19 protein-coding genes are annotated in these 22,001 nt (G+C 54.5%); 4 read left to right on the top strand and 15 right to left on the bottom strand.

The annotated features are described in order from the left end of the window. Positions 1-51 precede the first annotated feature (51 nt). Positions 52-1,812 carry a hypothetical protein gene (locus VW41_15370; GenBank protein ID AJZ90299.1) on the bottom strand — a complete coding sequence of 587 codons (1,761 nt, stop codon included), beginning with the start codon at positions 1,810-1,812 and terminating at the stop codon, positions 52-54. A gap of 198 nt (positions 1,813-2,010) precedes the next feature. On the opposite strand from VW41_15370, the gene VW41_15365 reads away from it, so the two are divergent. From VW41_15365 to VW41_15355, 3 genes are all read left to right on the top strand, one after another. Further along, positions 2,011-2,712, top strand: a complete 702-nt coding sequence (locus VW41_15365) for a 16S rRNA pseudouridylate synthase (GenBank protein ID AJZ90298.1) — start codon at positions 2,011-2,013, stop codon at positions 2,710-2,712. A gap of 15 nt (positions 2,713-2,727) precedes the next feature. Further along, complete coding sequence (locus VW41_15360) at positions 2,728-3,924, top strand: bicyclomycin/multidrug efflux system (GenBank protein AJZ90297.1); 1,197 nt, start codon at positions 2,728-2,730, stop codon at positions 3,922-3,924. A 337-nt stretch (positions 3,925-4,261) separates the two neighbouring features. Further along, positions 4,262-4,606: a hypothetical protein gene (locus VW41_15355; protein AJZ91998.1), complete on the top strand. Its 345-nt coding sequence runs from the start codon at positions 4,262-4,264 to the stop codon at positions 4,604-4,606. 3 nt (positions 4,607-4,609) lie between these two features. Here VW41_15355 and VW41_15350 read toward each other — a convergent pair whose 3' ends face one another. From VW41_15350 to VW41_15290, 13 genes are all read right to left on the bottom strand, one after another. Further along, positions 4,610-6,199, bottom strand: coding sequence for a microcin ABC transporter ATP-binding protein (locus VW41_15350; protein AJZ90296.1), 1,590 nt, complete (start codon positions 6,197-6,199; stop codon positions 4,610-4,612). A gap of 2 nt (positions 6,200-6,201) precedes the next feature. Beyond that, the gene (locus VW41_15345) at positions 6,202-7,227 is read right to left on the bottom strand and encodes a microcin ABC transporter permease (protein ID AJZ90295.1); all 1,026 of its coding nucleotides are present in this window, start codon (positions 7,225-7,227) and stop codon (positions 6,202-6,204) included. Next, positions 7,224-8,321 (bottom strand): microcin ABC transporter permease, encoded by a 1,098-nt coding sequence (locus VW41_15340; GenBank protein AJZ90294.1) that lies wholly within the window; start codon positions 8,319-8,321, stop codon positions 7,224-7,226. Before VW41_15340 ends, VW41_15345 begins: the two co-directional genes overlap by 4 nt. 1 nt (position 8,322) lies before the next feature. Beyond that, positions 8,323-10,146 carry an antibiotic ABC transporter substrate-binding protein gene (locus VW41_15335; GenBank protein AJZ90293.1) on the bottom strand — a complete coding sequence of 608 codons (1,824 nt, stop codon included), beginning with the start codon at positions 10,144-10,146 and terminating at the stop codon, positions 8,323-8,325. A 108-nt stretch (positions 10,147-10,254) separates the two neighbouring features. After that, positions 10,255-11,835 (bottom strand): phage resistance protein, encoded by a 1,581-nt coding sequence (locus VW41_15330; protein ID AJZ90292.1) that lies wholly within the window; start codon positions 11,833-11,835, stop codon positions 10,255-10,257. Between the two features lie 251 nt (positions 11,836-12,086). Beyond that, positions 12,087-12,653, bottom strand: coding sequence for a membrane protein (gene spr, locus VW41_15325; GenBank protein AJZ90291.1), 567 nt, complete (start codon positions 12,651-12,653; stop codon positions 12,087-12,089). A gap of 419 nt (positions 12,654-13,072) precedes the next feature. Further along, positions 13,073-13,777 carry a membrane protein gene (locus tag VW41_15320; protein AJZ90290.1) on the bottom strand — a complete coding sequence of 235 codons (705 nt, stop codon included), beginning with the start codon at positions 13,775-13,777 and terminating at the stop codon, positions 13,073-13,075. A gap of 45 nt (positions 13,778-13,822) precedes the next feature. Further along, positions 13,823-14,800, bottom strand: a complete 978-nt coding sequence (locus tag VW41_15315; protein AJZ90289.1) for a hypothetical protein — start codon at positions 14,798-14,800, stop codon at positions 13,823-13,825. A 150-nt stretch (positions 14,801-14,950) separates the two neighbouring features. Beyond that, a complete protein-coding gene (locus tag VW41_15310) occupies positions 14,951-16,417 on the bottom strand; it encodes a D-mannonate oxidoreductase (GenBank protein AJZ90288.1) in 1,467 nt (488 codons plus the stop codon). Between the two features lie 344 nt (positions 16,418-16,761). Continuing rightward, on the bottom strand, positions 16,762-17,334 hold the full coding sequence (locus tag VW41_15305; protein ID AJZ90287.1) for an elongation factor P: 573 nt from the start codon (positions 17,332-17,334) through the stop codon (positions 16,762-16,764). Positions 17,335-17,499: 165 nt separating this feature from the next. Further along, on the bottom strand, positions 17,500-17,760 hold the full coding sequence (locus VW41_15300; GenBank protein AJZ90286.1) for a membrane protein: 261 nt from the start codon (positions 17,758-17,760) through the stop codon (positions 17,500-17,502). A gap of 61 nt (positions 17,761-17,821) precedes the next feature. Then, the gene (locus VW41_15295; GenBank protein AJZ90285.1) at positions 17,822-19,882 is read right to left on the bottom strand and encodes a TonB-dependent receptor; all 2,061 of its coding nucleotides are present in this window, start codon (positions 19,880-19,882) and stop codon (positions 17,822-17,824) included. A 106-nt stretch (positions 19,883-19,988) separates the two neighbouring features. Beyond that, positions 19,989-20,369 carry a hypothetical protein gene (locus tag VW41_15290; GenBank protein AJZ91997.1) on the bottom strand — a complete coding sequence of 127 codons (381 nt, stop codon included), beginning with the start codon at positions 20,367-20,369 and terminating at the stop codon, positions 19,989-19,991. Positions 20,370-20,562: 193 nt separating this feature from the next. On the opposite strand from VW41_15290, the gene VW41_15285 reads away from it, so the two are divergent. Next, positions 20,563-20,817 (top strand): hypothetical protein, encoded by a 255-nt coding sequence (locus tag VW41_15285; GenBank protein AJZ90284.1) that lies wholly within the window; start codon positions 20,563-20,565, stop codon positions 20,815-20,817. Here the strand turns inward: VW41_15285 and VW41_15280 are convergent. Next, a complete protein-coding gene (locus tag VW41_15280) occupies positions 20,814-21,998 on the bottom strand; it encodes a sugar transporter (protein ID AJZ90283.1) in 1,185 nt (394 codons plus the stop codon). The genes VW41_15285 and VW41_15280 overlap by 4 nt on opposite strands. Between the last annotated feature and the right edge of the window lie 3 nt (positions 21,999-22,001).

Raw genomic sequence — 22,001 nt, 5'->3', positions numbered from 1 at the left:
GCGGGCGGCATTATAGCCGTATCTGACTCTGTCGGCAATGAAAAGTACCGGCTAACCCCGTAATTCATTGGCCCGGCGGAAGCGCCCCTGGTAGTCGAAAACCTTTTCACGCACGTTCCAGAACTGGCCATTTTTACGGGCTACCACAAAATCTGGGTGGCGTAGCAGCGGCTGTTGAGCCACAACATCGGCAACGGTAATCCAGCGTAACGGCACGCCGGGCGCCCGGGAGTGTGGGCGAATAAAAAGCTGTTCGAACGCCATACGCTGGGCCGGCGTCTGGAGACGGAAGCGCTCGCTAACGTCTGCCCCATCTTCGTCGTAATAGGTGATTTTTAACCAGTCGCCTTTTGCGTCTGCGCCGGACTGTAGCGTCATGCCGCTGCAGCGCAGCACCAGCGCATCTTTCAGCTTCAGCGCAGCCTTAAGCATATCGTCCGGATCCACCAGGACGTGATCGCACTGATGGCAGCGGCGGGCGGCGATATCATTTTCAGCATTACAGTTCGGGCAGTTTTTGAAGCGGAAGCGGTAGTCGCACTGCTCGCGCAGGCCATCGTCGTCTTCAAACCAGCCCTGGCAGCGGCGGCCAAAGTGTTCAATCACCTTGCCGTCCGCCGTGGTTTTTCCCCAGAACGTATTGGCAAAACCGCAGGAAGGGCAAAAAACCTGCACCGGCACGTTATCGCTCTTCCCTTTGGCGCTGCCCACTTCCGGCGTGAATAAGTCGTGCGGGTTTCCGGCATAGTCGAGAATCAAGCAGTCTTTTTTCCCCGGTGAGAGTCGCAGGCCGCGGCCAACGATTTGTTGGTAAAGGCTAACGGACTCTGTAGGGCGCAGAATGGCTATCAGATCAACGTGCGGCGCGTCAAAACCGGTGGTCAGTACCGCAACGTTTACCAAAAAGCGGAACTGCTGATTTTTGAAAGCATCGATGAGCGTGTCGCGCACGGAGCCTGGCGTGTCGGCAGTAATCAGGGCCGCATCGCTGGCGGGCAGGAGGGCGGTTATCTCTTTCGCGTGCTCTACCGTGGCGGCAAAGATCATCACGCCGCGCCGGTCTGCGGCAAACTCGACTATCTGGCTGATGATGTGGGGGGTGATGCGTTTTTGTTGTTTCAGCTCGCGGTTAAGATCCGCCTCGCTAAACAGCCCGTTGGACTGCGCCTGCAGACGGCTGAAATCGTACTGCACCACCGGCATATCCAGCCTTTCCGGTGGCGTCAGGTAACCATGTTTAATCATATAGCGCAGCGGCAGCTCGTAAATGCAGTCGCGAAACAGCGCTTTTTCATCGCCGCGAACCATGCCGTGGTAATGAAACTGATAAATCCAGCCTTTGCCGAGGCGGAAGGGCGTAGCGGTCAGCCCCAGCAGTCGCAGCCTGGGATTATTGCCTCGCAGATGCGCCAGGATTTGCTGATACTGACTTTCGTCGCTGTCGCCGATGCGGTGGCACTCATCGACAATCAGCAGGGAAAATTCACCGTGAAAATGTTCGAGATTGCGGGCAACGGATTGAACGCTGCCAAACACCACTTTGCCCTGACTTTCTTTGCGCTGCAGGCCAGCGGCGAAAATATCCGCTTCCAGTCCGAGGGAGACATACTTCGCATGGTTTTGCGCCACAAGTTCTTTCACATGGGCCAGCACCAGCACGCGTCCGCGAGCCACTCTTGCCAGCTCCGCAATCACCAGGCTTTTACCCGCCCCGGTAGGTAAAACGATGACGGCAGGTTCAGGGTGCGTGCGGAAGTAGCTGAGGGTGGCATCCACCGCTTCTTGCTGGTATGGGCGTAACGTAAAAGACATGGCAGGGCGGTTTTACAACCTTGTTATCAAATGACTGCAACGATTATGCCATAAAGCACGGTTTTACCTTGAGAGAGTTTTTGATGTCGCTATACTGGCAAACTAATTATCAGGCAAACCAATTTTCACCTGAATTTGGGCTTCAGCCCCTGCCGCACGCTCGTTTGTCGGCACCTTCATGAAACAGGCAATACACTAATGCGACTCGATAAATTTATCTCTCAGCAGCTCGGTATCAGCCGCGCTATTTCTGGCCGTGAAATTCGTGCTAACCGTGTCACCATTGACGGTGAAGTTGTGCGCGACGCCTCCTTTAAACTGCTGCCGGAACATCAGGTAGCGTTTGACGATAATCCTCTGACCCAGCAGCACGGCCCGCGTTACTTCATGCTAAACAAGCCGCAGGGCTATGTCTGTTCTACAGACGATCCCGATCATCCGACCGTGCTTTACTTCCTCGACGTGCCGGTGGCGCACAAGCTGCATGCCGCGGGTCGCCTGGATATTGACACCACCGGTCTGGTGCTGATGACGGACGACGGCCAGTGGTCGCACCGGATTACCTCTCCGCGCCATCACTGTGAGAAAACTTATCTGGTTACGCTGGAATCACCGGTTGAAGAAGGCACGGCGGAACACTTCGCCAAAGGCGTTCAACTGCATAATGAAAAAGATCTCACCAAACCCGCCGTACTGGAAGTCATCACGCCGACGGAAGTCCGCTTAACCATCAGCGAAGGCCGCTACCACCAGGTCAAACGTATGTTTGCTGCGGTTGGCAATCATGTTGTTGGCCTGCACCGTGAGCGCATTGGTGACATCGCCCTGGATCCTGAACTGGCGCCTGGGGAGTATCGCCCGTTAACCGAACAGGAAATTGCCAGCGTTGGCATGCCCTAATCACCGGAGTCACTTTTGAGCCGTAAACAGAACTCTTCTGTCGGTATTATCGTTATCCTTGGCCTGCTGGCGATGCTGATGCCGCTGTCCATTGATATGTACTTACCGGCGCTGCCGATGATAGCCCAGGGCTTTAATGTCCCGGCGGGCAGCGCACAAATGACCCTCAGCACCTATATTTTGGGCTTTGCCATCGGGCAGATCTTCTACGGGCCAATGGCGGATAGCCTGGGACGTAAGCCAGTGGTGCTGGGTGGTACGCTGGTATTTGCGCTGGCGGCTATCGCCTGCGCGCTTTCACAGACCATCGACCAGCTAATTTGGATGCGTTTTTTGCATGGCCTTGCGGCGGCTGCGGCGAGCGTGGTCATCAACGCCCTGATGCGGGATATCTACCCGAAAGAAGAGTTCTCCCGGATGATGTCCTTCGTGATGTTGATTACCACCATTGCGCCGCTGGTGGCGCCAATGATCGGGGGGGCGGTGCTGGTGTGGTACAGCTGGCACACGATCTTCTGGATTCTGGCCGCCGCCGCGCTGCTCGCCTCGGCGATGATTTTCTTCTTTATTCACGAAACTCTCGCCCCTGAAATGCGGCAGAAGTTTAACCTGCGCACCACGGCAGGTAATTTTGCCACACTGTTCCGCCATAAGCGGGTGCTTAGCTATATGCTGGCCAGCGGCTTCAGCTTTGCCGGGATGTTCTCGTTCCTCAGCGCCGGGCCGTTTGTCTACATCGAATTAAACCATGTTTCGCCGCAGCACTTTGGTTACTACTTTGCGCTGAACGTTGTGTTCCTGTTCTTCATGACCATGATCAACAGCCGCTTTGTGCGCCGGGTTGGGGCCATTAACATGTTCCGTGCCGGGCTGTACATTCAGTTTGCGATGGCTGTGTGGCTGGTGGTCAGCAGCCAGCTGGACTTCGGCTTCTGGGCGATGGTGCTTGGCGTGGCGGTGTTTATCAGCTGCGTGTCGCTGGTGTCATCCAATGCGATGGCGGTCATTTTGGATGAATTTCCGCATATGGCTGGCACAGCATCTTCACTGGCCGGGACATTCCGCTTTGGCATCGGCGCGTTAACAGGGGCGCTTCTCTCGGTGGCAACCTTTAACACCGCGTGGCCGATGATCTGGTCTATTGCTATTTGTGCGACGGCCTCCGTGTTGTTCTACTTTTACGCCAGTAAAACCCGCCACACGAAAGCCTGAAAACCCGCGGGCGTTTTTGTTCAGAAACGCCCGTTTTCTTCCCAAAAAATCCCCTACAATCCCGGTCAATACAGGATATATGTTTCGCATATGTAAAAGGCTCAACTGTAAAAAGTCACAACTTTGTAGTTAAAAAGGTTGAGTTAGATCTCAGAAAGCGATACATATAGCGCCGAAACGCGTGCCATAGCACAAAAATAAAGCGTTAGTTTTGAAATCTCTATATTGGATGTGAGCCGTTTTCATGCTCGTTTAAACGCAATTTATCAACATTGTGTTAACCTTTGTGTAAAGAGTTTGAGATAAATTGCCGATTGGAACTTCCGGGGAAATGAAATTGAACACCATACAACTGTCCATCGTGCATCGTCTGCCGCAGAGCTATCGCTGGCTGACGGGTTTTGCAGGCTCCAAAGTTGAACCGATTCCGCAAAATGCGCAACACGACGACGATTGCCTGATTGGCCTGAAGCTGCTTAGCCCGGACGGGGAAAAAGCGTGGCCGATCATGGATACGCTCAGCCAGGCGTTAAGCGATATCGAAGTGGATAGCTCAGTCGTGGAGTGTGAAGGCGAGCCGTGCCTTTTTGTTAACCTGCAGGACGAGCTGGCCGCAACCTGCCGCCTGAAAAACGTCGGCGTCGCTATCGCCGAGTCTTTTTCCAGCCATAATCCTTTCTGAATTTCAGGCTAGCGCCAGAAGCTGACGCGTGTAGTCGCTTTGTGGGGCGCTAAATATCTGCCTGCAGTCTCCCTGCTCGACAACTTCCCCCTGACGCAGTACCACCATCTGATGGCAAAGCGCTTTCACTACCTGTAAATCATGGCTGATAAAGATATAAGCCAGCTGATGTTTTTCCTGCAGGGATTTTAGCAGTGCCAGAATCTGGGCCTGAACTGAGCGGTCGAGCGAAGAGGTGGGTTCATCCAGCACAATTAGCTGTGGCTGTAAAATCAAAGCCCTGGCAATAGCGATACGCTGGCGCTGGCCGCCGGAAAACTCAGCCGGATAGCGGTGGAGCATATCCGCCTGCAGCCCGACCTCTTCCAGCGCCTGAATCACTTTAGCTTTACGTTCTGCGGCGCTGAACGACGGATGGTGCACCCGCAGGCCTTCCTCAACGATCTGCAGCACATCAAGGCGTGGGTTCAGCGAGGAATTGGGATCCTGGAATACCACCTGCACCCGGCGGCGCAGCGGCAGTAGCTGCTTGCGGCTAAGCTGGTGGAGCGGCTGGCCGTCGAACCAGATGGCGCCGGTGGAATGAATTAAGCGCAGCAGCGCCAACCCGGTGGTACTTTTGCCCGATCCTGACTCCCCGACCAGCCCCAGGCTCTCTCCTGGACGCAGCTCAAAACTGAGATTTTTAAGCCCGTAGTGGTGTCCGACCGTTCTTTTCAGCAGCCCCCGACGAACAGGAAACGCGACCTGCAGATCCTCGACTTTGAGCAGGGGATTAACGTCTCCTGCAACTGGCACTGGCTCGCCTGACGGCTCAGCGTTCAGCAGCTGTTGGGTATAGGGATGCCGGGGATGAATGAACAGGCCGGGAGTGGGTTGTTGCTCCACGCACTTGCCGTGGCGCATGACCGCGACGTTGTCCGCCAGCTTTTTCACAATACTCAGGTTATGGGTAATAAAAAGCAGGCCCATGTTCAGTTCCTGCTTCAGCTCTTGCAGCAGTTGCAGGATTTGCGCCTGGACTGAAACGTCCAGCGCCGTTGTCGGTTCATCGGCAATCAGCAATTCAGGGCGAGTCAGCAGCGCCATCGCAATCATCACGCGCTGGCGTTCGCCACCGGACAGCAGGTGAGGGTAGTCCTGAAGCCGGGTCGCAGGGTTGCGAATGCCAACGCGATCGAGACTGGAGAGGATTTCCGCCCGCGCGGCCTCTGGTCGCATTCCCCGGTGCAGGGAGAGCACTTCATACAGCTGTTTTTCGATAGTGTGTAAGGGGTTCAGCGACACCATCGGTTCCTGAAAGATCATCGCAATTTTGTTGCCACGTACGCCCCGGAGCGTCTTTTCCGGCGCGTTTAACAGGTCTTTGCCGTGGAACAGAATTTCTCCGGAGGGATAAACCACGGGCGGTGACGGCAGCAGGCGCAGCACGGAAAGCGCCGTCACGCTCTTGCCTGAGCCGGACTCACCGACCAGCGCCAGCGTTTCACCGGCTTCCACCTGCAGCGAAACTGAGTCCACCACCTGATGCAGAGTTTTTCCCTGCTGGAAGGCAATCGAAAGATGGTTAATGGCGAGAAGCGGAGTCGTCATGGTCAGCGCGCCTTAGAAGGATCAAAGGCGTCACGAACCGCTTCGCCAATAAAAATTAACAGGGAGAGCAAAATGGCCAGAGATAAGAAGGCGGAGATGCCCAGCCACGGCGCCTGAAGGTTGTTTTTGCCCTGCAGCACCAGTTCACCCAGAGAGGGAGACCCGAGCGGCAGACCAAAGCCGAGGAAATCCAGTGAGGTCAGGGTCGTTATCGACGCGCACAGAATGAACGGCAGGAAGGTCAGGGTAGCCACCATGGCATTGGGCAACATATGCCGGGTCATGATAGACCAGTCGCTAACGCCCATCGCCCGCGCCGCGCGAATATAGTCGAAGTTTCGGGTGCGCAAAAACTCTGCCCGCACAACGCCCACCAGTCCCATCCAGCCAAACAACACGGTAATGCCCAACAGCCACCAAAAATTAGGCTGAACCACGCTGGAAAGCATGATGATCAAAAACAGCGTCGGCATGCCGGACCAGACTTCAATCAACCGCTGCCCCCACAGGTCAATGCGTCCGCCGTAATAGCCCTGTACCGCCCCGGCCAGAACGCCAATAATGCTGGAAAAAAAGGTCAGCAGCAGGCCGAAGAGCACGGAAATACGCGTCCCGTAGAGGATCCTCGCCAGCACATCACTGCCGTTGGCGTCGGTGCCAAACCAGTTTTGTGCGCTGGGTGGCGAAGGAAAAGGTACGTTGCTGGCGTAGTTGATGGTGTTGCTGCTAAAGCGTATCGGTGCCCAGAGGATCCAGCCTTTTTCGTTCAGGCGCTCCGTCAGCCAAGGATCCTGGTAGTCCGCGGGGGTTGCGAGCGGGCCGCCAAAATCACTTTCGCTGTAGTTTTTCAGCGACGGGAACCAGAGCTTGCCTTCGTAGCTCACCACCAGCGGGCGCTCGTTGGCGACCAGTTCGGCCCCCATGCTCAAAACAAAAATCAGCGCAAAGATCCACAGCGACCAGTAGCCGCGGCGGTTCTGACGAAAGCGCGCCCAACGCGCCTGGTTTACCGGGCTTAATCGGCTCATCCTCGTCCCTCAAAATCGATACGGGGATCGACCAGCGTGTAGGTGACATCGCTGATGATGTTGGTCAGCAGACCAATCAAACTAAAAATATAAAGGGTGCCAAAAATCACCGGATAGTCGCGCGAAATCGTGGCTTCGTAGCCCAGCAGCCCCAGCCCGTTAAGTGAGAACATCACCTCAATAAGCAGTGAACCGGTGAAGAACATGCTGATAAACGTCGCCGGGAAACCGGCAATCACCAGCAGCATTGCGTTTCGAAACACATGGCGATAGAGAATTTTTTTCTCATCCAGCCCTTTGGCCCGCGCCGTTACCACATACTGCTTGCGAATCTCATCGAGGAAGGAGTTTTTCGTCAGCATTGTTAACGTGGCAAAGCCGCCGATGACCGTCGCCAGCACCGGCAGCGTGATGTGCCACAGGTAGTCGGTGACTTTGCCGTACCAGGGTAGGGTATCAAAATTGGCCGACGTCAGCCCCCGAAGCGGGAACCAGTCGAGATAGGTGCCGCCGGCGAACAGCACAATCAGCAGGATGGCAAACAAAAATGCCGGAATGGCGTAGCCGATAATAATAAAAATGCTGCTCCAGATATCAAAACTGCTGCCATTGCTGACCGCCTTACGGATCCCAAGCGGGATCGACACCAGATAGATAATCAGCGTGCTCCACAGCCCGATGGAAATGGAGACCGGCAGACTGTCTTTTATCAGCTTAATCACCGAGGAACTGCGGAACAGGCTGTTGCCGAAGTCGAAACGTAAATAGTCGCCTAGCATATTGAAATAGCGTTCGTGCAGCGGTTTGTCGAACCCGTAGCGGTGCACAATATCGGCAATGACTTCCGGGTCAAGGCCGCGACCACCGCGGTACTGGCTGCTGGTGGCGTCGCCTACGCCGGTGCGGGCATGGCCGCTGCCCATGGCGTCGTTGCTCATGCCCGGCATCCCGCTGGTGTGGCCCATTTGTATCGCGGCAATGGCCTGATCCACCGGCCCGCCGGGAGCAATTTGCACGATGAAAAAGTTGATGGTAATTATCGCCCACAGCGTGGGAATGATAAGCAGCAAACGCCGCAGAATGTAAGCGCCCACGTTATTCCCCCTGACGCCGATCGGCGGGCAGCTTCGCCGCTTTATTCACGTCATACCACCAGTTGTCGAAGCCGGTGCTGTAGAGTGGATGGATGGCGGGGCGGGAGAATTTATTCCACCAGGCCAGGCGGTCGGCCGACATATACCACATGGGCAGCATGTAGTTGTTCCAGGTCAGCACTCGGTCGAGGGCACGGCCCAGCGGCAGCAGTTTTTTCTTGTCGCCCTGGTTGGCGATAATCATCTCAATCAGCTTGTCGATCACCGGGCTTTGCACCCCAGGTGCGTTATAGCTGGAATTGATGTATTCCGATGCCCAAATGATTTGCAGACTTGGGCTTGGATAAGGCATTGCGCTGTATAAACTTGGCATCATGTCATAATCGCGGCTGCGCAGGCGGCTTGAAAGCTGCGAGTTATCGACCTGGCGAATATTCATGGTGATGCCCAGGCGCTGTAAGTTGCGCTGGAAGGGAAGGATCCATTGCGTGTTACCGGTCGTGCTGGTGAGCAGTTCAAATACAAACGGCTGGCCGGTGGCCACATTTACCAGTTTCTGGTCCTTCAACTCCCAGCCCGCTTCTTTGAGCAGGTTTAGCGCCCTGAGCAGGTTCTCCCGGTCAAACCCTCTGCCGTCCGATTTAGGCGGATTGTAGATAGAGGTGAAAACCTCCGGCGGGAGATCTTTTTTCATTGGCGCCAGCAGCATCAGCTCGTCGGCATCCGGGTAGCCACGCGCGGCGTATTCCGTATTCTGAAAATAGCTGTTGGCCCGGCTGTAAGCGCCATAAAACAGCGCCTTGTTCATCCACTCAAAATCAAAGGCCAGGCCGATGGCCTCTCTAACCCGGCGGTCGCTGAAAATGGGGCGCTGGATGTTAAACGCCAGCCAGCGGGTATCCTGGGCGGATTCGTTTTTCTGCTCATCTTTGACGATAAAATGGTTACTGAAGTTTTTCCCGGTGTAGCGCGTGGCCCAGTTTTTGGCTGAGACTTCAGTGCGATAATCAAATGCCCCGGCCTTGAACGCCTCAAAAGCAACGTCATCGTCGAGATAGTAGTCGTAGCGGATGGTGTTAAAGTTCCAGCGCCCGCGGTTCACGGGCAGATTTGCCGCCCAGTAGTCCCGCACTCGCGAATAGGTGATGTACTGCCCCATTTTCCAGTCGGTGATTTTATACGGCCCGCTGGAAAGCGGTGGAGAAGAGAGTGGGTCGCTCAGTTTGTGATCTTTCCAGAACTTTTCCGGGAACACCGGGAGCGAGAACAGGCCCAGCATCCGGTCTTTACTCGGCGTAGCAAGCTCAATACGCACGGTGAGCGGCGCAATGGCGCGTACCGACGCGCCTTTGTAAATCAGTCGGAACTGCGGCACGCCTTCGGTCATGAATTTGTTGAAGGTGAACGCCACGTCCTCGGCGGTAATCGGGCTGCCGTCCTGAAAGCGGGCTCGTGGGTTAATGGACACTTCGGCCCAGGCAAAGTTGGCCGGGTAGCGAGCCATCTCGGCAATCAAAGGATAATAGCTGCCGGGCTCGTCATCGGAAGTGGTAAACAGCGGGTCGTATAGCGTGTCCGTGCGAATGCCCGGGTTACCGCGCATGGCAAACCGGTTGAAGTTATCAAAAGTGCCAATCGCTGAGAGTGTGATATTGCCCCCTTTAGGGGCCGCGGGATTGACGTAATCAAACTGTGTGAAGTTGACGGCGTACTTAGGTTCGCCCAGTACGGCAAAAGAATAGCTTTCGTTTATCTCTGCGGCGCGCGGCGTAAGGGAAATGGTGCTCAGGCAAAGCAGCATCAGTGCACGTACAGCTTTAGTCATCTTCATTCCTTGCCCGGTGGGTGGGAAAGCGCAGGCGTAACGCGGCTGCGCCCGGTAAGCCCATGATGGTTAATCATAAGTTAGCCGGTGAAGATTGCGCAATGCCTGTCAGTCTTTCAATTCGTCATAAAGCGTGTGGGATGGATTCCAGCTAACAAGCTGGCTTAGGGTAAGCGGACGGCTGAAATAATACCCCTGCAGGAAGTTACAGCCGCGCTCGATAAGCCATTTCGCCTGCTCCGGCGTTTCTACCCCTTCCGCCACGGTGTTCATGTTCAGGCGCTGGGCAAGCGTCAGGACGGCGTCCAGCACCGGGGCTGTCACCGTTTCCATGCCGATGGAGTTGACGAAGCCGCGGTCGATTTTCAGGTAATCCAGCGTAAAACGTTGCAGGTAAATCAGCGCGCTGTGGCCGGTGCCGAAATCATCAACTGCGATTTCAAACCCCTGTTCGTGCAGCCAGGCGAAAATGCCCATCGCCTCTTTTTCTTTCAGCATGTCGCGTTCGGTTATCTCAAACACTAACTGGAAATGATGCGGCGGCAGGGAAGCAGCAAAAGCCTGAATGTCTTGCTTAAATGTCGGGGAGTGAAGATGGCTTGGGGCCAGATTCACCCCCAGCTTGGATCCGGCAGGCAGGACTTTTTGCAGCGTGGGCGCGTCCTGGGCAATCAATTCAAACAAATGGCGCGTCAGCGGGACAATCAGCTGCTGAGCTTCGGCAAAGCCGATAAACGCGTCCGGGGGGATCATGCCCGCCGTTGGGTGCTCCCAGCGCATCAGCACCTCTATGCCACGCATCTGCAGAGCCTGCGAGTCGACAACGGGCTGGTAAACAACAAAAAATTGCCCCCGCTTGATGCCGGTAAGAATTTCTTTCCCGGCCCGCACTTTCACCGAAAGAAAGTAACCGCACAGCGCGGCGCTCAGCAGACCGGATAATAACCCTGCCAGAATGGCCAGTTGAATGTCCTCGATCGGCCACGGCGTGCCATAAATGTAGAGTTTAATCGGGTAACCGGTAAGGACAGAGATTCTGGTAGGCGAGGGGGGAAGTTCATCGGTATTTATCACGTCCGGTGAATAGGACGTTAACGCTTTATTGCCCACCACCAGCGCCATGGAGCTGATGTCCTGCTGGCGGGAGGTGAAAACCAGGTAGGGGGTAAGATTTACGTTTAGCGTGGTAAAAACGCCGCGCCCCGAAGCCAGCGGGTTGAGAAACCAGGCGGCAATCACCGGCTTGCCCGGCATCATTGGTGTGCCGTTCATAATCGCCAGGTCGACGGTTTTATTGATATTGAGTTCGGGCTCCAGGGTGTCCATCGACATTTCCATATTGCCGGTGGCGGAAGAGCAGTAGGCGATGCCATTTCTTACCAATAAAAACGCGCGAACATTGACATTAAAAGCCGCACGGGACGTCAGTTCGCCGCTGACTCTTTCACACTCGCTCATGGTTAAAGGCTGAATACCGTCTGCGGTGGCGTGAAGTTCTTTAAAGAAGGTATCAAGATAGTTGCTGATGTCGCGAGAGAGGAGGTTATAGGCGGACTCACGCTTTGAATGGAGCGCCAGGCTGGTTAACCCACCGATGAATAATGCGGCACATAATCCCATCAGAAGGCTAAACGCGACTATCTGTTTTGGGGTGCTAAAGTAGCGCGAAAAAATATTCTTATAAGACATGGATGTATGAGTCCCGCAGGGGCAAGCGAATCATCGTTTGTTTTAATGATTTTTTCTGACTATAACCCATAACCAGGAAATTGTTTAATTTGTTTCACAAGGTAACTATTCCATGCTTCATTTTTTGGAGGAAAGAGTAACCGGCTGAATTTCAGGAATAAAAAAACGCTGCATAGGCAGCGTTTTAACGTTGGTGGTTTTGCCGAGTAGCCAAGGGAATAACTCTCAACAAAACATATCTTGCGGCGGCGTTAGCTGCGGCTTAGCACTCTGCGTGCTTCGTTGTAACGCTTCTTCCAGTAAGGTTCATCCATGCTGGAAATCACAACTCCGCTGCTGGTTGAAGCATGTACAAATTGGTTATTCCCAATGTAGATGCCTACATGACGCCCGGTTGAACCGGCACGGAACAGCACTAAATCGCCGGTGCGTAATTTATTACGCGAAACTGATTTACCGGACTCCTGCTGCTCAGACGTTGAACGAGGCAGGGTTAAACCAAACTGCTCCTGGAACGTGCGCTGCACGAATGCAGAACAATCAATACCCGCTCTGCTGCTGCCGCCAAGACGGTAGCGTACACCTTTCCAGCTCGCGTATTGGTCCATAATGCGTGACTTCACGTCAACATTGCGAACCATCTCTTCGAATTCATCCTGAGAGGCTTGCAGTAAAAAACCATCTTTTTCACCGACTGCATGCGTCTCAGAATGCATATTTGCTGTGTTAGTCGAACTACAGGCGGAAAGCATAACTGCTACCGCAATCGCGGGGATAGCCCGCAAGATGTATCTCAAAATAGGCTGTGATTTGACCATTTTGTTTGTTTTCCCTTGATGTCCTTAACGAATAATTCGTTATACAAAAATACCAACGTGACGAGACTAATTACCTAAAAGCCACGAGACAATTATTCATGCACAAAAATGTGGAACATCGCACACTTTTATTCACAGCACAAATAGATCAGCCGTAGACCAAACTTTCCCGAGACTACCCGATAAAACCTGGCTATGCGAGCGTTTTTATTCTTATTTTTATAAGAAATTGTGATGATTCGTCGCGAAAGGTTATTTCGAACAAATGATCGGCGATACTGCTGGTTTTATCGTCAGGTCATTCAAAATGAAGCGGATTTTGTGTGAGTAAATATTCATCTTGTTGTCATAATGATGAAAAAATAAACAGGGCCCGCCCGGGGCCCTGCTGGTTGACTATCTTCTTCACTTATTAACCGTTAGCGGGACGCTTTATATTTTCCCGGGGCGGTGCGATGCAGTATGGAAATTAACCGGTCACTGATTGGGGTCAATAGCACCCAGGGCAGGCCAACCAGGGCAATAGACACTGACCCGACGTAGACATCGGTAAACCAGTGTGCGCCGATCATTATTCTTGGGGAAGAGAAGATAAAGAAGATCGCCAGGGCAATAAGAAAGGCTCGTGGGCCGAAATAACGCAGCATAAAACCGGTGAAGATTAGCAGCATCAGACCGTGATCGCCGGGGAAGCTGTCGCTCGAGGCGTCTTTCGTCGGGAAGTGCAGCAGTTCGCTGACGCGATGGATGTCGTGGAAGTACAGCGTTGGGCTGGCGTGCACGACCGGAATAAGGTGGCCGAGCTGGTTGATAACCACGGCGCACAGCAGCATCACGATGCCCATCAGCACCAGGCGGCGGCGACCCGCGCCGTCTTCACGCAGCCAGAACCAGGAAAACAGCGCGCCCATCGCCAGCAATGAAATGCCGTCGAAGGCCCGGTTATTGGTGATGGCAATCAGCGTTAAAAAGGTATGGCTCTTGACCAGTTCATTATTAAAGAAATGAAACAGCGTGGCGTCAATGTTGAACCAAAATCCATGGTTCTCGGGCAGGTACCAGCTAAAGAACAGGGCAATGCCCAGAACGTTCAGTAACAGGATAAGGGGGAGGCGATTAATCATGATACAGCTTCTAAATCTCATTACGGGGGCGCAAAGGTAGATGCGTTAACTTAAACGTAAGCTCAACAGGCTGGATTGCAAAGCATTCCAGTCGGGCTGAGCCGGGTGTATCAATTCGATGCGGCTATCCAGCGGCGGCGTGGGCTGCGTTTCGATATGCAGGTCGTTGCCCTGTCGGTTGATGCGCACCAGACCTTCGCGAATACGCAGCACACCTTTGACTCGTTCCACCGGCGCGAGACGTGCCCACTCCAGCAGGCCAATGGTATCGAAGACAGTTTCCTCATCGAAAATCCAGCCACAGGCGTAATACCCCTGCCCGCTGTTCAGGCTTCGGCGCCAGCGCTGATGCCCCGGAAGGCTTAGCGCGGCAAGGCCATGGGGGGCCGAGTGGGCATGCTGGTGGTCGGGGCTGGGCGGTAGCTCGCGTTGATTCAGTCTTGGTCTGTCGAGAAGCTCAATGTCAACGACACCTTTTTCCGCATGGATAAGCGTGCGGCTGTCGCCATTATTTTGATACCAGCGCTCTAAAGCGACCTGGCTTTCAGGCGTGACGCGGTCTTGTTTATTCGCCACAATGACGTCCGCCGCGGCAAGTTGGTCACGGAAGTTGTCATTATTCAGAGCCTTTTCATCCAGAAGCTGGCGTGGGTCGAGCAGGCAAAGTGTGGCCCGCAGATCAATCCACGGCTGATAGACGTCGGCTGCGAGCATATCCAGGATTTGCTTTGGATGGCCGAGCCCGGTAGGTTCAATCAGCAGGCGATCCGGCTTGCCCTGGCGCAGCAGCGTATTGAGTCCGACCTGCATCGGCAGGCCGTTAACGCAGCACATACAGCCGCCAGGGATCTCTTTCAGTAGTGCGCCGCTGTCTGCCAGCAATGCGCCATCAATCCCCACTTCGCCAAATTCATTGACCAGCACCGCCCATTTTTCATCGGCAGGCTTATTAGCCAATAAATGCAGAATAGTGGTGGTTTTACCGCTGCCCAGAAAGCCGGTAATTAAATTCGTTTTTGTCACGGTGACTCCGGGGGTTTACTGCCTGTAAACCACGTCAATCTATCAGTGATTATTCATTATTTACGCTGACTATCCTGACGACAACCCGGTGAAAAGAGAAGCCTTAACGCGGCTTACCGCACGGTAAGACCACGTTAAGCGCATTGATTGTTAACTTAAGCGCAAGTTTTCGACCGCTCCGCGTGCGCCGAGGCGGGTGAGTTGCTGCCAGGCTTGTTGAACGTTTTCGACAAACCTTTCGTTTTTTGGCAGGTCATCACCAAAAATTTCGCTCAGGCTGAGGAGGGCACTAACGCGTTCGTTTTCGCCGCTGCCGCTCACCAGAGTCTGGATTTTGTCTCGCAGCGGATCGCGAACGTCAATCGCGTGGCCCTGTTCATCGACGCCGCTAACGTAGCGCATCCAGCCGGCAATCCCGAGCGCCAGGCACGACCAGCGGCTCCCGTTAGCCAGATGCCAGCGCACGCTTTCCAGCCAGCGCTGGGGGAGCTTCTGACTGCCGTCCATGGCGATTTGCCAGGTGCGATGTTTCAGGGCCGGGTTTGCAAACCGCTCGAGCAGGCTGCTGGCGTACTGGTTCAAATCGACGCCCCGAATATTCAGCGTCACCGCCTGCTCCTGCAGCATCAGGTGCCGCGCCGCAAGAGCAAAATACTTATCTGCCATACAATCATTAATGTGCTGATAGCCGGCAAGATAGCCGAGCCAGGCGAGAAACGAATGGCTGCCGTTGAGCATCCGGAGCTTCATTTGCTCAAAGGGCACAACATCGTCAACCATTTCCACGCCGACGGTTTCCCATTCCGGGCGACCGGCCACGAAGTTATCTTCTACTACCCACTGAATAAACGGCTCTGCGGCAATGGCACAGGGGTCTTGTACGCCCAGTATTTCGGCAATTTCCTGTAAAGATTCTTCCGTGGCGGCCGGGACAATGCGGTCCACCATGGTGCTGGGGAAGGTGACTTCTTTGGCAATCCATTCTGCCAGACCGGCGCTTCGTTTTGCGGCCATCTCCAGCACGGCCTGACGAACCAGATGCCCGTTATCAGGAATATTATCGCAGGATAAAACCGTAAACGGGTTTAAGCCTCGCGCCTGACGGCGGCTTAGCGCCTCCACAAGTATGCCCGGCACGGAATGAGGAGCCTGAGGCGATGCCAGATCGTGAATAATTCGCTCATTGGCGATATCGAGTTTTCCGCTGGCGGGATCGATGCAGTAGCCTTTTTCGGTCACGGTCAGAGAGACAATGGCGACCTGCGGTTCACAGAATTTCTCCAGGATAGCTTCCATGCCATCCAGCTTCGCATTCAGGCACTCTTTAACGGCGCCAACGATCCGCGCCTGGTTTCCCGTTGCCCCTTTTTCCAGCACCGTAAAAAGGTGATCCTGCTGCCGCAGATCGCGCATCAGTTTATCGCCGTTAAACAGGCTGATCTCACAGATCCCCCAGTCGCCGCCCAGCTTGTTGAGAACCCGATCGGTAAGCAGGGCCTGATGTGCACGGTGGAAAGCGCCAAACCCAAAATGCACGATGCGCGTCTTAAGCGCGTGGCGGTCGTAGTTTGGCCGTTGAACGGTATCCGGAAGTGAAGCAGTGGCAAGGGTGTCCATAGAGTCGCATCCTGTGAGGGGGAAGTGGGAACCCATGCAGTGTAAAGCTGTATGACAGAAAATAAAATTGGTCTGTATAGTTAATCGCTTTTGTGTGATGAAGGTCTGATAATAAGGCAGTAAAGTCTAATTGGTATAACAACTTTGATGGGGAGATGAAAAAACGTTCCCGAAGAAGCGCTCAGACCAAGATAAATCTCGGCGAGAGAAGAAAGACCAGACGAGCTGTTAAAAACCAGGAAAATCAATTTTTGATTTTCGGCTGATAATGAAAATGAGGGAAAAACCACGTTTTTCCCTCATTTGCAGCAATCATAACGCTCCCGAAGGAGCGTCATGTGTCATCAGTCTGCGCGGCCCATAGAGCGTTTTTCTGCAATATGAATGCGAATTTTTTCCCCGGCAACCATGTATTCCGGCACCTGAATCACCAGGCCAGTGGACAGGGTGGCTGGCTTGGTACGGGAGCTGGCGGAAGCGCCTTTGATGCCCGGTGCCGTTTCGATGATTTCCAGATCCACGGTCTGCGGCAGCTCCAGCGCCAGCAGTTGGCCGTCCCAGGTCAGAACCTGCATATCCGGCATACCGCCTTCAGGAATGAACTGCAGCTCTTCTTCGATCTGGTCTTTGGTGAAGATGTACGGCGTGTAATCTTCTTTATCCATGAATACGTATTCGTTGCCGTCGATATAGGAGAAATCAACGAAGCGACGGGTCAGGGTGATGGTGTCAACGATATCATCACCTTTGAAGCGCTCTTCCACTTTCTGCCCGGTGCGAACATCGGAGAAACGCATCTTATACAGGGTTGCTGCGCCGCGTGCGCTGGGAGCCTGGATATCAATATCTTTAACAATCAGCAGCTTGCCATTGTAATTGAGAACCATGCCTTTTTTGATTTCGTTAGCTCTTGCCATCGGTGTTTCCTGTCAAAAATTGAGATGCGAAAATATTGCGTCAAAGTACTCGTGAGGCGCGTTTCAGGCAAGTGGATTTGATAAAGAAGCACAAAAGTAAGGGGCTTCAGCCAGGCCGTGCCGGCAACGTCCTGCTCTGCCGACACGCCTGGTGTGAAACGCGCCTTAGCCGCGGCCATCCTTGGGCGCTAAGAAATAGAAAGCAAACGGCAGCGAACACAAAATAGTGAACATAATCGTGTAGATAGTGACCCATGCACCCTGCATGATAAACATGTCCAGCGTCCACTGTTCCATTGGCCAGTTGTACTGCTCTTCAACGCCTTCAAAGGTCACCTTTGAAATAAGCGACACGACGATAGTGAAGACGATAACAACCGCGATAAGGAACTTTTTACCTTCTGGCGTACGAAGTTTGGCAAACATATCAGCCTCCTGGCTTTTGAATGATGAAGCGTAATGGCCCCGGCAACCGGGGCCTCGATGATTAAAACGTGACGTTCACTTTGCCCCAGACCGTCCGACCAGGCTCATTGACCGGAGTATTGGACGAATAGCCAAAGCTGCTGTTGCCCGCCAGGTTCAGGTGCTCGCTGTAGGTTTTGTTAAACAGGTTATCGACCCCGGCGCTGAGTTTGATGGCTTTGCTGAGACGATAAGCCGCGTTGGCGGAGAAAATCGCGAAACCGCTGCTCTTATCAAAGTCTTTCCCGACAACATTCCCTTCGTTCAGCGCCACGCGATGCTGGCTGCTGACTACGCGCAGCAGGCCGGTGCTGCTCCAGTCCCCGCGCTCCCAGGTCAGGCCGAAGCGTGTTTCCAGCGGGGCGATTTGCGGCAGCGGCTGACTATCGCTGCTATTTTTCCCCCAGGCATACGCCAGGCTTGCGTCCGCTTTCAATGCTTCGGTCAGCGCATAGCTCATGCCCATTTCGCCTCCCATAATCGTGGCGTCAACGTTATCTGCCTGACTGACGCGGGCGTTATTGGGGTCATAGCGAAACAGGATGAAATCGTTAACCCGGCCAAGGTACGCAGAAACCCAGCTATTGAAGCGCTCGCCGCTGTACTGGGCGCCAATATCTAACTGCGTAGTTTTTTCCGTTTTCAGGTTATCGAAGACATTTTTAGAGCCGTCCGGCCCGTAGGTGGGGGAAAACAGTTCCCAGTAATCCGGGAAACGTTCGGTGTAGCCTACGCCGGCATACAGCATAACGGGAACATCGCTCAGGGTTTGTTCGTAGCGAACAAAGCCTGCCGGTAGCGTTTTGCTGCGCACGCTGGCCCCTACGCCCGTGTCATTATTGACGCGAGTCCGGTCGAGGCGCGTCCCGCCGATAACTTTACTGTTGGCATCAGCATTCCAGGTCAGCTCGCTAAAAATGCCTGCGTCCTGGAAACGGGCATCCTGCTTCCAGCCGGCATCCTGTTTGCTGCGGTGGGTACTTTGCTGCCCGTCTATGCCGCTGCGCAGCTCGTAGTCAGACCAGGTCCAGGTGCCCATCATGCGGCCACCAATCGTGCGGCGATCCAACTGCATTGCCATTGGCATATTCATGCTCATGGACGAACCCATATCCATTAAGCTGCTCATATCCATGGAGGCCATATGCCCGCCGGACATGCCGCTGGACATTGTCCCCGGCGACCGCAGCGAATAGTTGTCCATAATGTGGTTGGCGTAGTTGTAGTAGACGCTGCTTTCGAATTTGTTGAATACCTCGCCGAGGTTCGACATTTCAACGCGCGCCCCGAGGCTGTCGCGCCTGAACTGGGAACCGTCCATACTGCGGCCCGCGTAGCGGGCTTCACCGTTGCCTTTACCCGCCGTCAGCTCAAGTAATGTGTCCTTGTCGGGCGTCCAGCCCAGCGCAACATCCGCGTTCCATTTATCCCATTTTGATGCCACCCGGTTGCCGTCGCCGTCTGCATAATCGCCGGAATGGGACTTATTGCCTATCAGCCGTAAATAGCCATCTTCGCTTCCCAGGCTGACGTCTGCATTGCTATCCCAGCGCTGATTGGAGGCCGTAAGCAGGCTGGCCGTGCCCTGAATACCCGCCTTGTCAAAGCGCGGTGGCTCCCTGTCGAAGCGTACCGTTCCTGCAGAGTTACCCGGCCCCCAAAGCACGCTTTCCGGCCCTTTAATCAGCGTCAGCAGATCAAAACTTTCCGGTGAAATGTAAGAGCTCGGGGCGTCCATTCTGGCCGGGCAAGCTCCCGGCATTTCGCCATTATTGGTAAGAATGCGCAGACGAGAGCCGAACATGCCGCGAAATACCGGATCGCCGTTGGTACCGCCATTGCGGATTTGCGAGAAGCCGGGGATGGTTTTCAGGTAATCAGATCCGTCGCTGGCAGGCACTGGCTGACGCGGCGTTTTGGGGGACGTCACAACCTCCAGCGGCGACGACGCCGGAGAGGTGACTATCATCACGGCGTCGTCCGGCATATTCATCGTTTCATGCGCACCCGCCGCGACGGCTGTGGGAGAAGTAATCGCCAGCAGTATCAAAGATACCAGCGGCTTTAAATGCGTTTTCATCATTGCCTTACTGTCCTTCAGGCGTAACGTGGCCGCTCTTTATGAAAAGAACAAGCCGAGACAGCGCTTCAACGTTGCCTGCAGCGTTACGCAGTTAATTATTGGTGTTTTATGCGAAGTAACAGGCAGCAGAGGGCGGGGCGCGGGCCGGGTGAGGTGACCACGGGCGAGAAACCGTCGCACAGCAGAGCGCGACCACCGGCGTCCGGCGCACGCATATCAACAATAACAGCAGTAAAACGGTGAGGCAGAACTGAATAAAAGGCAGGTGGATCAGTAGCTGGCAATATCCGCAGGCGATCTCCTCTCCCGGCGACATACCCGGGCCGGACATCAGCATGTTGTGCGGCATTGAGGCCTGGGGGCAGGGTTCGGGCATGGGCATGTGATGGTCCATGTCAGACATGTCCATTGTCATCATCATGCTGCTGTGTTCGCAAGCTGAATGGTGCATCAGCGATTTTGAAATAACTGGTGCAATAAACAGCATGGCAACGGCAAGCAGCGCCAGCCAGCAGGCTGTTTGGTGGAAGTGATTGCGCCGTGACAAAACGTTACCGATCCGTAGTCGTTGTGGCGCAAGTGTATCCCGAAAGAAGGAATGATGTTAAATGAATTGTTAGATTGACGCAGACACAGGGTCTGTTATTGTCACGCACCCTTTAACGCTGGTGGAAACGCAAATGGATTGTCGTCCTGACTGCGGCGCTTGCTGTACCGCGCCTTCAATATCAACGCCGATCCCCGGTATGCCAGAGGGGAAGCCGGCCAACACGCCCTGTATTCAGCTGGACGAACGCCTGCGCTGCAAGCTGTTTGGATCGCCTTTACGGCCTAAGGTTTGCGGCGGCCTCCAGCCAGCCAGAGAGATGTGTGGCACCTCACGCCAGCAGGCAATGGCGTACCTGATCCACCTGGAAGCTGCCACGGCGCCTTAAATATCTTTGATGCGAGCCATGCAGTAAATACTGATGGCTATCATTCCCAGCGCAATGAAAAAGACGCTGTGATAGTTCCAGATCTCGGCGACCACCCCGGCGAGCGAACCGGCAATGATCCAACCCACGCGCGTGGTATTGGTGTACAGCGTGGTGGCGGCTCCTGCCTGGCCAGGCATAAGATCCTGAAAATAGATCATACCGATCCCGGCCAAAATCCCAATAAAGATGGCGTTTAACAGCTGCAGCCCCAGCAGCATATATTCATTGGTCAGCGTCACCATCCCGACGTAGAACAGTAGCCCTGCCGCAACGGCAAAGCGCATCAGGAAACGTTTACCGAAGCGTTTGGCGTAGTAGCCCGCAATCAACATCGTCGGGATTTCCAGCCCAGCCGCGGTGCCCATCATTACGCCGGCGAGCTTCTCCGGGAGGTGTAGCTCATTGATGATATACAGCGGCATATTGATGATATAGAGGCTGTTACAGCCCCACATCATGGTACAGGCGGCGAACAGGAGCAGGGCGTCACGGCGGTTGCGGCGCGGAGACTCAAGCCTGGCTTCTGCTTTCGCCAGCGGCTCTTTGCGCATGGAGGGTAAAAAGAGCCAGACCATTGCCCCGCAAATGACGAAGGCAAACGCCGCGCTGAGGTACATCACTTTGAAGCCGAAGCCCATCGCCAGCGCGTAAGCAATTGGTGGCCCAACCACCCAGGCAAGAGACACCTGCGCGCGCAGGATAGAGCTGAACATCACCGCTTCTCGCCCGGTGCTATCGGCATGCTCGCGGGCAAGCGCAAACATTTGCGGGTTGGCGGTGGAGCCGAAACTACTCAGAAACACGCCGACGAACAGCAAAATAAAGTAGTTCCGGTTCCAGGCGAACAGGATACAGCCCAGCGCGCCGAGCAGACAGCAGACAAAAATCAGCGTTTTTCGGTCGCCTTTGCGGTCGGAGCGCCCGGCTAAAAACTGGCTCACCAGAATGCCAATCACCGCGCTGCCGGTGAAGAAAAAACCGACCAGCGCAGGGCGAACGTGGACTTCATCGGTTAAAAACAGGCTTAACGTTGGGGTCTGTAGCGCACCGGCGATACCTGTCAAAAAGGCCACAATCAGAAACGCGGTTGAGGTGAAGTCCAGAGGCTTGCGGGCGGCGGTAACGGGAGCGTTTTGCATACT

Origin of the sequence: Klebsiella michiganensis (genome assembly GCA_000963575.1) — a bacterium.
GTDB lineage: Bacteria > Pseudomonadota > Gammaproteobacteria > Enterobacterales > Enterobacteriaceae > Cedecea > Cedecea michiganensis_A.
Note: the sequence above shows the minus strand (reverse complement) of the source record. Positions and strands in the feature narration are given on the sequence as shown.

What these genes read in the sequence shown, in the direction of transcription:
- VW41_15370 (AJZ90299.1), bottom strand. Translation starts at nt 1,812, where the DNA reads ATGTCTTTTACGTTACGCCCATACCAGCAAGAAGCGGTGGATGCCACC.
- VW41_15365 (AJZ90298.1), top strand. Translation starts at nt 2,011, where the DNA reads ATGCGACTCGATAAATTTATCTCTCAGCAGCTCGGTATCAGCCGCGCT.
- VW41_15350 (AJZ90296.1), bottom strand. Translation starts at nt 6,199, where the DNA reads ATGACGACTCCGCTTCTCGCCATTAACCATCTTTCGATTGCCTTCCAG.
- VW41_15345 (AJZ90295.1), bottom strand. Translation starts at nt 7,227, where the DNA reads ATGAGCCGATTAAGCCCGGTAAACCAGGCGCGTTGGGCGCGCTTTCGT.
- VW41_15335 (AJZ90293.1), bottom strand. Translation starts at nt 10,146, where the DNA reads ATGACTAAAGCTGTACGTGCACTGATGCTGCTTTGCCTGAGCACCATT.
- VW41_15330 (AJZ90292.1), bottom strand. Translation starts at nt 11,835, where the DNA reads ATGTCTTATAAGAATATTTTTTCGCGCTACTTTAGCACCCCAAAACAG.
- spr (AJZ90291.1), bottom strand. Translation starts at nt 12,653, where the DNA reads ATGGTCAAATCACAGCCTATTTTGAGATACATCTTGCGGGCTATCCCC.
- VW41_15320 (AJZ90290.1), bottom strand. Translation starts at nt 13,777, where the DNA reads ATGATTAATCGCCTCCCCCTTATCCTGTTACTGAACGTTCTGGGCATT.
- VW41_15310 (AJZ90288.1), bottom strand. Translation starts at nt 16,417, where the DNA reads ATGGACACCCTTGCCACTGCTTCACTTCCGGATACCGTTCAACGGCCA.
- VW41_15305 (AJZ90287.1), bottom strand. Translation starts at nt 17,334, where the DNA reads ATGGCAAGAGCTAACGAAATCAAAAAAGGCATGGTTCTCAATTACAAT.
- VW41_15300 (AJZ90286.1), bottom strand. Translation starts at nt 17,760, where the DNA reads ATGTTTGCCAAACTTCGTACGCCAGAAGGTAAAAAGTTCCTTATCGCG.
- VW41_15295 (AJZ90285.1), bottom strand. Translation starts at nt 19,882, where the DNA reads ATGATGAAAACGCATTTAAAGCCGCTGGTATCTTTGATACTGCTGGCG.
- VW41_15290 (AJZ91997.1), bottom strand. Translation starts at nt 20,369, where the DNA reads ATGCTGTTTATTGCACCAGTTATTTCAAAATCGCTGATGCACCATTCA.
- VW41_15285 (AJZ90284.1), top strand. Translation starts at nt 20,563, where the DNA reads ATGGATTGTCGTCCTGACTGCGGCGCTTGCTGTACCGCGCCTTCAATA.
- VW41_15280 (AJZ90283.1), bottom strand. Translation starts at nt 21,998, where the DNA reads ATGCAAAACGCTCCCGTTACCGCCGCCCGCAAGCCTCTGGACTTCACC.